11 protein-coding genes and 1 pseudogene are annotated in these 13,334 nt (G+C 63.0%); 1 reads left to right on the forward strand and 11 read right to left on the reverse strand.

Annotated features, from left to right (window positions below; translation table 11 throughout):
* Positions 1–137: 137 nt before the first annotated feature.
* The 3 genes and pseudogenes from VEJ16_00960 to VEJ16_00970 all read right to left on the reverse strand — a co-directional run bounded on the left by VEJ16_00960 (position 138) and on the right by VEJ16_00970 (position 2,172).
* Positions 138–671: pseudogene (locus tag VEJ16_00960) on the reverse strand (HNH endonuclease).
* A 150-nt stretch (positions 672–821) separates the two neighbouring features.
* Entirely contained in the window at positions 822–1,487 is a 666-nt protein-coding gene (locus tag VEJ16_00965; GenBank protein HYB08222.1) for an alpha/beta fold hydrolase, read from the reverse strand.
* A 61-nt stretch (positions 1,488–1,548) separates the two neighbouring features.
* Positions 1,549–2,172, reverse strand: coding sequence for a DNA-3-methyladenine glycosylase 2 family protein (locus VEJ16_00970; protein HYB08223.1), 624 nt, complete (start codon positions 2,170–2,172; stop codon positions 1,549–1,551).
* Positions 2,173–2,227: 55 nt separating this feature from the next.
* On the opposite strand from VEJ16_00970, the gene gluQRS reads away from it, so the two are divergent.
* Entirely contained in the window at positions 2,228–3,082 is an 855-nt protein-coding gene (gene gluQRS, locus VEJ16_00975; protein ID HYB08224.1) for a tRNA glutamyl-Q(34) synthetase GluQRS, read from the forward strand.
* Positions 3,083–3,123: 41 nt separating this feature from the next.
* Here the strand turns inward: gluQRS and VEJ16_00980 are convergent, their stop codons facing one another.
* From VEJ16_00980 to VEJ16_01015, 8 genes are all read right to left on the reverse strand, one after another.
* The gene (locus tag VEJ16_00980) at positions 3,124–3,969 is read right to left on the reverse strand and encodes a DUF4743 domain-containing protein (GenBank protein ID HYB08225.1); all 846 of its coding nucleotides are present in this window, start codon (positions 3,967–3,969) and stop codon (positions 3,124–3,126) included.
* A gap of 63 nt (positions 3,970–4,032) precedes the next feature.
* Positions 4,033–5,025 (reverse strand): DUF2950 domain-containing protein, encoded by a 993-nt coding sequence (locus VEJ16_00985; protein ID HYB08226.1) that lies wholly within the window; start codon positions 5,023–5,025, stop codon positions 4,033–4,035.
* A gap of 58 nt (positions 5,026–5,083) precedes the next feature.
* On the reverse strand, positions 5,084–6,499 hold the full coding sequence (locus tag VEJ16_00990) for a DUF3300 domain-containing protein (GenBank protein ID HYB08227.1): 1,416 nt from the start codon (positions 6,497–6,499) through the stop codon (positions 5,084–5,086).
* A 182-nt stretch (positions 6,500–6,681) separates the two neighbouring features.
* Complete coding sequence (locus tag VEJ16_00995; GenBank protein HYB08228.1) at positions 6,682–6,969, reverse strand: hypothetical protein; 288 nt, start codon at positions 6,967–6,969, stop codon at positions 6,682–6,684.
* A gap of 318 nt (positions 6,970–7,287) precedes the next feature.
* A complete protein-coding gene (locus VEJ16_01000) occupies positions 7,288–8,049 on the reverse strand; it encodes an enoyl-CoA hydratase/isomerase family protein (protein HYB08229.1) in 762 nt (253 codons plus the stop codon).
* Between the two features lie 5 nt (positions 8,050–8,054).
* A complete protein-coding gene (locus VEJ16_01005; GenBank protein ID HYB08230.1) occupies positions 8,055–9,344 on the reverse strand; it encodes a phenylacetate--CoA ligase family protein in 1,290 nt (429 codons plus the stop codon).
* Between the two features lie 99 nt (positions 9,345–9,443).
* Positions 9,444–11,033, reverse strand: a complete 1,590-nt coding sequence (locus tag VEJ16_01010) for a B12-binding domain-containing radical SAM protein (protein ID HYB08231.1) — start codon at positions 11,031–11,033, stop codon at positions 9,444–9,446.
* 231 nt (positions 11,034–11,264) lie between these two features.
* Positions 11,265–13,262 (reverse strand): methylmalonyl-CoA mutase family protein, encoded by a 1,998-nt coding sequence (locus VEJ16_01015; protein ID HYB08232.1) that lies wholly within the window; start codon positions 13,260–13,262, stop codon positions 11,265–11,267.
* Positions 13,263–13,334: the final 72 nt, after the last annotated feature.

Below are 13,334 nucleotides of genomic sequence, written 5' to 3' on the forward strand. Positions count from 1 at the left end.
CTTCATTCGGATTCGAGCGGGACGTCCCAGTATTCGTCGCTCGTCATACTCTCGGGGAACGCCTTACCGGTCGGCACGCGCTTCCACCAATCCTCCTTGGTGCGGACGAACCCGCCGTGCTTGGCCGGCCCGGGTCCGAAAAGATAATCCCGCCAACTATCGTGAAGATAATTTGGCGGGAAGGCGCGACCATTTTCCTGAAGCTGGCGGGTGGAGGGGGCAAGGGGTCGCATGTTGGGCGCCATGCCCGCCTCCCTGGGCAATCGGTTTCCTTTTCGGAGATTGCAGATGTTGCATGCCGTGACCACGTTCTCCCACGTCGTGCGACCGCCGCGCGAGCGCGGGACGAGATGGTCGAAAGTAAGCTCATGCGTCGGCCGCCGCGCGCTGCAATATTGGCAGCTGAAATGATCGCGCAGGAAGACGTTGAAGCGCGTGAAGGCCGGCCTGCGGGCAGCCGGAATATATTCCTTGAGGCTGATGACGCTCGGAAGCTTCAGCGCCGTGCTCGGCGAATGGACGACCTGATCGTATTGGGAAACGACGTTCACGCGCTCGAGGAACACAGCCTTGACCGAGTCCTGCCAAGACCAGAGCGAAAGCGGAAAGTAGTTCAGCGGACGAAAGTCCGCGTTCAAAACCAATGACGGCCAACTATTCGGTGCAAGCATCGGCCCATTGCCTCGTAACCGCGCTATCTACTACCCATAGAACCATATTGTGACAAGGTTATGAAGTGAAGCCCAAAAATTGGCGAACCTTTTATACACACCCACAAGATGTTGGGGTGAAAAGGCTTGAAAGAGCATTCCGCCGCCGGCTCATCGGGTGCCGGCGAGCATCTTGGCGAGGAAACGCGCGCCCATGCTCAGGCCGAATTCGTCGATGCCGTGGCCAAGCCCCGGCCGCTCATGCGCCTCTACCGGGACGCCGAACGCTTCGAGTGCGGCCTTTGCCTGCCATAGGGACTCGACGGGGAGAATTTCATCGGCGTTGCCATGGATGAGAAGGACCGGGGGCTTGGAGACAAGCGCCTCCGCCAGCTCTTCCACCCCGATCAGCCGCCCGGAATAGCCGAGGACGCCGGCACATTGCATGGCGCGGCGCAGCGCCACATAGAGTGCGGTCATCGTTCCCTGGGAGAAGCCAACAAGGGCGAGTTTGCTGTCGTCGAGACCACGACGCGTCAGTTCGGCGTCGATGAAGGCATCGACCACGGGTGCCACGGCCTTCATCCCGGCGAGGATGCGCGCGGGAGAGCGATCGACGAGGGAGAACCACTGGCGGCCAAAGCCCGTGTCGCACGGAAACGGTCCATGAGGCGAAAGGAACTCAGCGTGCGGCAACACCTGAGCCCAATGCGGCGCCAATCCGATCAAGTCGTCGCCATCGGCACCCCAGCCGTGGAGCAAGATGACCAGCTCACGCGCAGGGCCCCCCGCGATCGGCCGAAAGCCGGGACCGGTTAGATTGAAGAGATCTTGCATGCTTCTCCTCGTGGCAGTGCCTGATGGGGTCGATGGGTCTTGGCGAATGAGGCTCGGGCGATCAGGTGGGTGCGTTCCTGTAATAGTGCCACATGAGCCGGGCCGCATAACTTCGGTAGGGCCGCCAAGGCTCGGCGATCTTCAACATGCGTTTGCGGTCAGGCCGCGAGCGAAGCCCCTTCAGCCGCTGTACGGCGACGACGACAGCGAGGTCGTCGACGGGCCAAATGTCGGGCCGCTTCAGCGCGAAGAGAAGATAGATTTCAGCACTCCACCGGCCGAGCCCCTTGATTTGCGTGATCGTCGCGATCGCGTCCTCGTCGCTCATCCGATGCACGCGGCGCAGGTCGAGCGTTCCGCTTGCGATCGCTTCCGCAAGGCCCCGTCCATAGTGGATCTTCTGACGGCTGAAGCCGATTTCGCGCAGTGCTGAGTCATCGAGCGCGAGGAAGCCCTCCGGTGTAAGCGGTTCCGCGAGAGCATCGAGACGGTTTCGAATTGCACTCGCGGACGCCGTCGAGAGCTGCTGGGCGATGATGATGTGGAGGAGCGTTGCGAATCCAGGTGTGCGCGGTCTCAAATCGGGCGTGCCCGCGACACGGTGGGCATGCGCAAGGTCGGCGTCGCGCGCGCCGAGTGCCTGCAGCATCTCCTCCAGGACCGTTCGGCTGAAGCGGTGAGCCATGTCTCCTCCTCGATCCGCCTTCCCTTAGCCCAATCTTTGCGATACTGCCACTGCCATGACGCCGGACCGCCCCGCCGTGACCCGCTTCGCGCCGAGCCCGACCGGACGACTTCATCTCGGTCATGCCCATTCGGCACTCTTTGCCGAGCGCGCGGCACGGGAAAGCGGCGGGCGATTCCTCGTGCGGATCGAGGATATCGACCCAACCCGCTGCCGACCGGAGTTCGAGCAGGCCATTCTCGAGGATCTCGCCTGGCTCGGCCTCGAATGGGAACGGCCCGTGCGCCGCCAATCGGAGCACACGGCCGAGTACGCTCGCGCCCTCGCAGAGCTCGACGCGATAGGCTTGATCTATCCCTGCTTCTGCACCCGGAGCGAGATCCAAGCCGAAGTGGCCCGCGCCGGTGGCGCTCCCCACGGTGACGAAGGCCCCCCTTACCCCGGCACCTGCCGGAATCTAGGGGTGGGCGCACGCGAACGGCACATCGCATCCGGCCGTCCCTTCGCCCTCCGCCTCGATATCGCCAAGGCGCTCGCGCGCACGGGGCCGCTCCTCTGGTGCGACAGAGGGCGCGGTCCACAATCGATTGTCGCCGAAGGCTTCGGCGATGTGGTGCTGGCGAGAAAGGACGTGCCGACGAGCTACCATCTCGCCGTGACCGTCGACGATCATGTTCAAGGTGTAACGCTGGTCACGCGCGCCGAGGATCTGTTCGCCGCAACGCATATCCATCGGCTGCTTCAAGCACTCCTCGGACTCGACACACCGGCATACCACCATCATCGGATCCTGACCGATCCGAATGGGAAAAGGCTCGCAAAGCGCAACAGGGCCGCAACGCTCGCCCGCCTGCGCGAAATAGGAAAAACGCCCGCCGAAGTGCGCACGCTCGCCGGCTTTTCCGATTGATCGACGTCCCCTCTCGTGTGGCGGATTTCGGATTCGCCACACTAGCGGTGCAGACCCCTCACGATCTCGACATAGTCGGGGTGCTCGGGCCCGATCAGGCCGTGCTGTACGAGAAAATGGATGATGACCAGGTTGCAGTTGAATTTGAACTCGGCCGTCCCGCTCACGACCTCCATCACACGCTCGATCGGCCAAAGCATGAACTCCTGGATCTCGCCGTCCGTGTTGCGCGGCGTAAAGCTGGCCGGTAATTCGAGGTCGTAGACGAACTGGACGTCGGGCTTGAGGCCCTCGTCGGTTTCCATCGCGTAGGTGACCGCACCGACGGGCACGGCACGGCGGGCGAGCGCTTCGGGAATGTCCGCTTCCTCGGCGCACTCCTTCACGAGGTTATCCTCGATCGATATGCCGTAGGGCTGGCCGCCCGCGACAAGATTGTCGAGCATACCCGGATAAGTCGGCTTATCGAAGGCACGGCGGCCAATCCACATGTGAATGCCATCGTTCCTCCGCACATATCCGTTCATGTGAACGCCGTAGGCGCAGACGCCGAATTCCGCGGCGGCTGCCCGTTCGATGAGCATGAGCGGCTCCTGCCCCCAGCCGAGCGAGACCGGGTAAGGTTCGTCGCGCCATCCGCCGACGACGCCCCGTTCGGCAAGACCTCGAAGCACCCCATCGACCGCAGCGGTCCGCGCCTCCGGCGTATCCAGCGTGGGCGCGAGCAGGACCGCGTCGTCGCCGATGTCGAAGAGTTTGGGAAAAGCCGCGAGTTCGTCGACGAACGGGCGCTTCAGCCAGCCGACCTTGCATCCGCCCACGACGAAAGGCCGGAAATGGCTCATGTCGTGCGCATTGCACTCGCGAATGCGGTCGAGAAAGCTCACCGGTGGATCGCTCTCGGTTGTCGGACAGTGCTCGTGTTGGCTAGGTGCGGGATCGGTACACGCTCACTTCACCTCTGTCCAGGTGGAATCCGGATTGAACGCGCTCATGCGGCGCGCGATCTCCGCGGTTTTGGGGCCGAGGTCCTTCTGATAGACGATGCCATCGTGGTTGACGAGGAACGTCATCACGCCGGAATCGCCGTACTTCACTGGAAAGGCAACGAGCGCAAAGCCGCCGATCATACGATTGTGAACCACGTAGTCGTATGCTCCACCCTGGGCATTTGGACCTTGCCGGGTCAGAATCTTATAGTAGTAGCCGTGATAGGGCTCGCGCTCGCTGCTGTAGCCCTCGGCCCGCGCCCCGGCGACCAGGGGTCCCATCGGACTGGGCGTCTCGCCGTCCGCAACCGGCCAATAGAGCCCGTCACGCTTGCCCGAAGTGCTCATGAACTTTTGCGCGTATTCCATATACGGACTGCCGCTCGCGTGCGTGGTTGCGTATTCGTGCTGCGCGTCGACGTAAGCGCGGCAGACCTCAATCGTGTTGAGCTCGTTGCGGCCGACGCGCCGGGCGAGGATTTCCGCCACCCCTGTCTTCGTGTCGAAGTGCCAGCGCTCGCCTGCCTTCACGAGCGGGATCGGAAACGGCCACTCTTCGTTGCCGATTGAAAGCGTTGCCTTGTCGTCGCCCTCCATCTGGAGCTTGTGCTCGTGGTCGAAGCGTTCCGCGAACCCCGCCCGCCCTTCCTTGTCCGAAATGGGATCGCCGGAAAACACAAGGTTGCGTCCACCGGGGCCGAGAATTTTGAGAAGTTCGGCAGTATCGTTTGCGCGGACCGCGGCCGCGAGGGCCTCGACCGCCTGGTCGGCCGATGCGAAGTCGAGCTGCTTGGCGCCCGCGGCTAGAGCAGTTTGGCCAGCACTCCAGGCGAACGCGGCAAGGGCACATGTCGCTGCGATGCGAAGTGCGGCTCTTCGCAGCAAGGCCGGAAAAGCTGCCACGACGGGACGCCGCGGCGAGGTTCTAAGGTCGTCCCTGTTCACGCTGACCATGGTGTCCTCGCACAATCTTCGAAGGGATAGGTGTAGGTTTCGAATTGCGTTGTCGCGGTTACTTCTTTTGTTGTTGCTGCGGGTTGCCGCCACCCTTATTGCCGCCCCCAGCTGGCGCATTATGCGGTGGCGGATTGGCCCGCGGTGCGGGTGCGTGCGACTGCATCGACGCCAGGCTTTGCCGGCCGCGTTGGGCGTGGGCTGCGGCTTCGGTCCCGTTCTTGGCCGTACCCTGGAACGTGGGCGAAGGCGCGTGCTGCTGCGTCGCAGGCTGATGTTGGACCGTCTGCGGCGGCGTATGCTGTGTTTGCGCCATCTGCGGCGGCGTGTGCTGCGTTTGCGCCGTCTGTGGCGGCGTGTGCTGCACTTGCGCCGTCTGCGGCGGGGCATGTTGCGTTTGTGCCGCCCCCGGCGAATGCTGAGCGATCTGCGGCGCGCCATGCTGCGTTTGTGCGGTCGTCGGCGAGCGAGGCGCCCCGGGTGCTGGCGTATGATCGTACCCGCGGAAATCGCGCCGTGCCTCGGACGGTGATGCCGCCGCCGGCCGGAACTCGCGGTGCGACACCGGATCGCGATAGGCAACGCCACGGCGGTGATAGGCATCGTGCGCCCACACGTCGCGTTCGAAGCGCGGACGGTTGTCGTGCACGATGAAGTAGTTGTTGATCGTGTTGTACCGGTTGTAATCCACGTGCAATGCGTGATGGCCCCAATCCCAGGTGTCCCAGCCCCACAACAGGTCGACGATGCCGAACCCGATGCTGAATCCGATGCCCGAAACGATTGCGGGCCCGATGTAGAAACCTGGCGGCGGGGGAATATAGATCGGCGGGTAAGCGGGATAAGCCCAGGTGCCATATACGACCGTCGGGTTGTAAACCGGCACATAGACGACTTGGGGATTGGCGGGCTGAATAGCGATCGATTGATCGACCGGGGTTACGATCTGCTGCGGTGTCGTGCGCAGGTTTCCTGCCGCCATCGCCTGCTGGCGCAGGCGTTGAACGGAGTTCATCACGTCGCCCTGCTGCGCCAGAAACGCATCCCCCAGCCTTTGCGTCCAATCGAGCCGCCCATCCATCATCGCAAGGATCTGGGGGAACGGCACCAGGGACTTCACGCTCGGGTCCCAGTCGATTTGCTGGAGTGCAGCGGCGAGTTGATCGCCCTTGAGTTGGGCGTTGTTCGGATCCTTCACCCACCGGTCGGCCTGCACAACCTCGAGCGGATAAGTCGACGCCATGAGGATCTGGCCGAGAAGTTGATCGGGATAAAGAGCGATCGGCGCCAGCATCTGGTCGAGCTGTTCCGGCGAATAGATGGGAGCTTGTTGGGCTTGGCCCTGCTGATCCTGTGCCGCTTGGTCCTGCGGGACCGGTTGGACCGGCTGAACGGTTTGCTGCGCCCAGAGTGCGGGGCTTGCGAGACCGAGGGCAAGAACGCCCGCAATCGTGCGCGTAAGAGGACGCTTCATGCCTCACCCTTTCCTGACAGTTCGTTCAGAGTCCTATCGCCATCGGTTATTCCAAATCGATTATACGCAGATCGATCGTCCCTCCTGCGTAGAGCGTCGCCTTCATCGCTGCATGTTGTGATTGTCATGGCAAGTTCAGGCCTTGCACAAGGGCGATATCGGGACGTCCCAATTTCACCGCACTAGGCGCTTTGGGCGTAGCGCTTCTCCGAGATGAGCACGCTGTCGACGTCGGCAAGCTGACGAAGGCAACGCGCAATGTATTCGGCAAGCGCACCATCCATCCCCTCGATCTGGATGTCGATGCTGATTTGGCCGCGCCCAGGGCCACCCACGCTGCTGTGCCATTGTGTTGGAACGAAGCCGCGCTTGGCGAAAAGCTCGAGCACGCGCGGCATCACACCCGGCTCGGGTCGAGCCTCGACGGCGAAACAAGCGGTGGTGGTGGTGACGTCAGGCGAGAAAAACATGACAAGCAAACTCCTGCAAATCGGCGAAGGAACGAGCACGAAGTCCCGGCAACCCAACAGGCGCCGGGGTGCTAATTCGCCGAATGAGGTGCTGCTTGCACATGTCGGGGAAGTTAGCAGCCTCCATTGCGCCGCGTCAACGGTCCCGCGGCGGGGAACAGGGTCCCCGCTTGAGCGGTTCTATTTGCCCCGGCGATCGCGTAATTAGTGCGCGGGAAATCGCGGCTGGAAGTCGCGAAAAGCCGGGTCGAAACCGATGTCGGATCGACGGGCGAGTGCCGCCGCGGCCGTCGTCATTCACGCAATCGCCTCTCGACATCAGGTCTGCTTTCCGAACTTCGCGATAATAGCCGCCGTGTCGGGATCGAGAAAACCGCGCACGGTCGCGTCCGTCTCGAGCGTCATCGCACCTTCGACATCGAGGGCCGCCGCACGGTTGATGACGCGCTTCAAGTCGCTCACCCTGGCGGCTGGCAGTTGGGCGATGCGGCGTGCCGCGGCTTGCGCTTCCTCGAAGAGGTGCGCTTCCGGCACGACCTTCCAGGCAAGACCCATCTCCAAGGCGGCCTTGGCGTCGAAGCGTTCGCCGAAGAGGATCAACTCGCGCGCCTTCTGGAGTCCGACAATGCGCGGGAGGAGTGCGGTTGCCCCGCCGGTCACGAACACGCCGAGCGAAATCTCGGGGAAGAAGCAGCGCGTTCCCTCCGCGAGGATCGCGAGATCGCAGTTGATGAGCCATTCGAGGCCGCCGCCGACCGCCCAGCCGTGGATTGCACCCACGACCATCTTGTCGCCAAGCACGATGGCACGGGTGACTGCCTGGATCTGCTCGATATAGGCGCGCGTCTCTCCGGGTGAGCGGCGCTGCTGATCGAACTCCTTGAGGTCGTCGCCGGCGCAAAAGGCGCGTCCCGCGCCGCGCAGAACGATCGCGCGTGTCGAGGGATCGTCGTTGGCGTCGCGGATGGCGGCGACAAGGGCCGCGAGGAGTTCGGGATTGATCGCATTCAGGCGTGCGGGCCGGTTGAGCGTAATGGAACGAACACCGTCGGCGATCTCGTTAAGCACGACCTCGCTCATCGCCCTCACTCCCTGAAAACGCGTTTGGTTTTTCCTTCGGTCCGCGGCAGGCTCAAGGGCGGCAGCAGTGTCACCGCCGCCGTCACGCGGATATCGCGCCGGATCGTCGCTTCGATCGTCTTGGCAAGCGCATCGCTCGCCTCACGTCCGGCCGCGAGCTCCACCTCGACCGGCAGCCGATCGTAGGGACCGATGCCCTTGAGGCGGATGCGATATTCGCCGGAGAGCTCGTGAAATCCGGTAAGCGTCGCCGCGATTGTCGTCGGGAAGACATTGATGCCGCGCACGACGACCATGTCGTCGCTACGGCCGATCACGCGAAGGCGGGGTGCGGTCCGGCCGCAGGCGCAGGGCTCGGTGGCGGTGAGTGCTACGATGTCGCCCGTTCGAAAGCGCACAAGCGGCTGACAGTCCTTCCGAAGGTGCGTCAGCACAAGCTCGCCCACCTCTCCGGTGCGCCAGGGCCGGCCTTCGCCGGACTCGGCGTCGATAAGCTCAGGGTAAAGGGCATCGAGGCCCACGAAGTGGAGATCGCTCTGGTGCTCGCACTGGCCGGCAAAATTGCTGAACGCGTCGGAAACGCCGTAATTCGCATTGCGCGGCTTCATCCCCCAAACCTCTTCGATGCGGGCGCGCAGATTTGGATCGTCCAGCCCGGCTTCTCCGCCGAAGAGGCCGAGCTTCAGGCCGAGGTCGCGCGGACGAAGGCCGGGAAACCGTTCGATGACCACGCGCTCGAGGACGGCGGGATAGGACGGCGTGCACGAGATCGCGGTAATCCCGATATCTCGGATCGTGCGGACGAGAAGCTCGCTCCCGCCGACACCGAAGGGGACGACGGTGGCCCCCGTCGCCTCGAGGGCCGCGTGGTCCGTGAACCCGCCCATCCAGAGCTGGTAGTTGAGGCAATGAACCACGCGCTGTCCGGGGCCGAGGCCGGACGCACGCGCAGCACGCCCTCCGACCTCCGCGGTCAGACGGGCATCATCGGCGCTCAAGGCGAGATTCATTGCCTGGCCCGTGGTGCCGGAAGTGCGGTGAAGCCGCACGATCTTTTCATTGGGTGCCGCGAGATAGTGGCCGAAGGGAGGATATGCGGCCTGGCTCGCCCGCAGCATCGACTTGTCGCAAAGGGGAAGGGTGGGGAAAGCCTCGAGACGTGCGGGCGGCGGCTTCCCGTTCCAAAGATGTTGGAAGAACGGTGAATGGTGCGCCACGTAAGCCGCCTGGTCGCGCCAAAGAGCCGCCTGCAACGTGGCGATATCGCCAAGGGGAAGGAAATCGGCTTGGGTCACGGCTGGCAGCGTCAGCCGCCAGCTCTACCTTGTCAACCGACTGCTGGTTCCCGAGCGACTGCAGTATGCTCGCCAATCAGGGCCCGATGGCATAGGGCCTTACGCCGGGTGCGCCATCTCGCTCGGGAACAAGGCTTGCGGTTCACCGTGGTCGATCGCCTCGATTTGCCGGTCCAGTCCTTCGATGAGGAATTTTGCGAATGAGCCGAGATGAAGGTAGAGAACCATCAATGTGCCGACGCTCTGCAAACCGCGGGGATTGTGGCGCAAACAGTCGACGATGGTGCGCCAAAAATGGCGTCGCAGCTCGGGTCTTTGAATTGTCATGCACCATACAAGCCGGCCCCCGAGTTGCAGGTCCCGCAGCTTTTTACTGGCGGGCCGCTTGCCGCCGTGATGGGGGCGGTTGAGGGCGCGGCCGACCGCGCGCACGCGGGCAAAATATGCCGCCGGGCGGTAAACACCTTCGACGATGTTCCGGAAATCCGTCAAAACCTCCCGCCGCGGCCTTCGTGTCACAAAATTCAATCCTCCCGTACATTGATCGCCCACCTCCATGTTGAGGGGTAGCAGACGTCCCTCTTTTTCCAGCCGGCGGGTCAACTGTGTGTTGGGTAAGGCGGTCAGCAATCCGACCATGCACATCGGTATGCTCGTCGCCTCGATGCACTCGACCATCGCGGCGGCGACACTGGCTTTTTCCGAGTCGAAGCCGACGATGAATCCGGCGACGACGAACATTCCCGCGCCGTAGATCTTGTGGACGCTGTCCGCGATGCTGCGTCGCGTGTTTTGCTTTTTCTGCGTGGAGATCAGCGTTTCCGTATCGGGACTCTCGATCCCGACGAAGACCGCGAAAAAATTCGCATCACGCATCATTTGGAGAAGCTCGGGGTCATCGGCGAGATTGAGCGAAGCCTCGGTTGAAAACCGGAAGGGGTAGCCGTGCTCACTTTGCCATTTGGCGAGTGCGGGAAGGAGGCGCTTGAGCGCCTTTTTGTTGCCGATGAAGTTGTCGTCGACGAAGTCGACGTGGCCGCGATAGCCAAGGCCCAGCAGCGTATCGAGTTCCCTCAGCACTTGCTCGATCGTTTTCGTGCGGGGCACGCGCCCGAAGAGTTCGATGATGTCGCAGAACTCGCAGTTGAACGGGCATCCCCGCGAAAACTGGATGCCGATGTTGACGTAATGGTCGAGCTTGAGGAGGTCGTATCGCGGGGTCGGGCTTCTCGTTACATCGACTTGAAATTTCTCCCCTTGGAAGACGCCGCTGCGGGTACCCGAAGACCACGCCGCGATGAATCGATCTATGATGCCTTCGGCCTCTCCAAGCACCAGGTAATCCGCCTGCCGATAGACGTCGGGACGGGATGTCGCGTCGGGCCCGCCCACGGCGACCGGCTTGGCGTGCGCGCGACAAAGCTCGATGATCGTCATCGTGTCCGGCTGCTGGGGCAGCATCCCACCGGTCATGACGAGATCGGCCCATTGGAGATCGCTCAGCTCGAGCGTTTCCGCGTTGCGATTGATCAATCGAACGTTCCACGTCGGCGGAAGGAGTGCCGCGACGGTGATAAGGCCGAGGGGTGGCGCCGGACATCGCGCGCCATAAAAATCGCACGCCGCCTGAAGGCTCCAAAATGAATTGGGATTGAACCTTGGAAACACCATAAGCACGTTCGTCGACATGATTGCTGCCCTTCGCTTGTCCGGGCGCACGCGACGACCGGGTTCTTGTAATTGTGCTGCAACGCTGCCGGCTCGCGCCGGCCCCGGTTAGGCCCAATTCGAACCGCCGATGTCCGGGATCGTACCCTGTCGTACCGGGCGAGGCGAATCCGAAATTCACTTTATCTGGGGTCGAAATCGTAAGCGAATTTCGGATTCAAACGCACACGGACGCGTACGGGCATGCCTCAGTCACCCGGCATACGCTTCCTGTTCGCTGGCTCGCTCGACCACGGAGACGATGCCGGTCACGATCGCGTTCAGCGCATAGTCCTTGGGGGTGTAAACGCGCGCGACCCCTGCTTCCATGAGGCGCTTTTCATCCAAGGGCGGCACAATGCCGCCCACGACCACGGGTACTTCGCCGATGCCGATTGCGCGCATGCGCGCGAGGATTTCGCTCACGAGCGGGACGTGCGAGCCCGAGAGAATCGAGAGGCCGACGACGTGGACCGACTCCTCGAGGGCCGTCGCCACGATCTGCTCGGGTGTAAGGCGGATGCCTTGATAGACCACTTCGAAGCCGGCATCCCGTGCGCGAAGCGCGATCTGCTCGGCCCCGTTCGAGTGACCGTCGAGGCCGGGCTTTCCGACCAGCATCTTGATGCGCCGGCCGAGCCGGCCGCTCACGCGCTCGACGTGCTTCCTTAGTTTGGCAAGGTCGTCTGCGGAACCCGCGGACGCGGCGCCGCCAACACCGGTCGGCGCGCGGAACTCGCCGAAGACCCCGCGCAAGGTCTCGGCCCACTCGCCCGTCGTCACACCCGCGTGGGCACAGGCAATCGATGGCGCCATGACGTTATGCCCCGCGATCGCGGCCGCTCGGAGGGCGGCAAGGGATTGCGCGACCGCGTGAAGATCGCGCGCATGGCGCCACGCCGCGAGGCCTTCGACCTGTGCGGATTCCGATTGGGGATCGGGTGCGAGATAACCGCCATCCGCACCGGCCGTGAGGGGGGAGGGAGCCGTCTCGGTAAATCGGTTGACGCCGACGACGACCCGCTCACCCGTTTCGATCGCGGCGATGCGCCGGGCGTTGCTTTCGACAAGGGCACGCTTCATGTACCCACTTTCGACCGCCACGACGGCGCCGCCCATGGCGGCGATGCGCTCAAGCTCGGCGCGTGCCGCCTCCTTAAGTGAGCGGACCTTTTCCTCGACCGCGTGACCGCCATCGAAGATATCGTCATATTCGAGAAGATCGGTTTCGTGCGCCACGATCTGCTGGAGTCTAAGGCTCCATTGCTGATCCCACGGGCGAGGAAGGCCAAGGGCTTCGTTCCACGCCGGAAGCTGGACGGCGCGCGCCCGCGCCTTCTTCGAAAGCACGACCGCGAGCATTTCGAGAAGGATGCGATAGACGTTGTTCTCGGGCTGCTGCTCTGTGAGGCCGAGGGAATTCACCTGCACCCCATAGCGGAAGCGACGCAGCTTCCCTTCCTTCACGCCGTAACGCTCCTGCAAAAGGTCGTCCCACAGCTCGGCGAAGGCGCGCAACTTGCAGATCTCGGTGACGAAACGGATGCCCGCGTTCACGAAGAAGCTGATGCGCCCGGCGACAATGGGGAAATCTTTCTCAGGGACCGCGGTGCGCGCCGAATCGAGCACGGCCGAAGCCGTAGCCAGCGCAAACGCCAATTCCTGAACGGGCGTGGCGCCCGCTTCCTGCAAGTGATAGGAGCAGACATTGATCGGATTCCATTTCGGCATTTCGTGAATGGCGAACGCGATCACGTCGGTGGTGAGGCGCATCGAGGGCTCTGGCGGAAAAATGTAGGTGCCGCGCGAGAGATATTCCTTGATCAGATCGTTTTGCGTCGTGCCCGTCAGCTCGGCGCGCTTGGCCCCCTGCCGCTCGGCCGCTGCCACATAAAGGGCGAGGAGCCAAGGAGCGGTCGCGTTAATCGTCATGGACGTGTTCATGCGCGCGAGTGGAATGCCGTCGAAGAGCGTGAGCATGTCGCCGAGGTGGCAGATCGGCACGCCCACTTTGCCGACTTCGCCCTTCGCAAGCGGGTGGTCGCTGTCATAACCGGTCTGGGTCGGCAGATCGAAGGCGACCGACAGGCCCGTTTGGCCGCGTGCGAGGTTCGTACGGTAAAGCTCGTTCGACGCGCGCGCCGAGCTGTGGCCGGAATAGGTGCGGAACAGCCAGGGATCCTCGCGCGCTACGGGTCTATCGTCCGGCAATCGGCTCGCCTCCCAATTTACAGTAGTCTTCGACACGCAATTTTATTTCGAAAAATCACGCATATGAGAAAT

The organism is Alphaproteobacteria bacterium, from assembly GCA_035625915.1.
GTDB lineage: Bacteria > Pseudomonadota > Alphaproteobacteria > JACZXZ01 > JACZXZ01 > DATDHA01.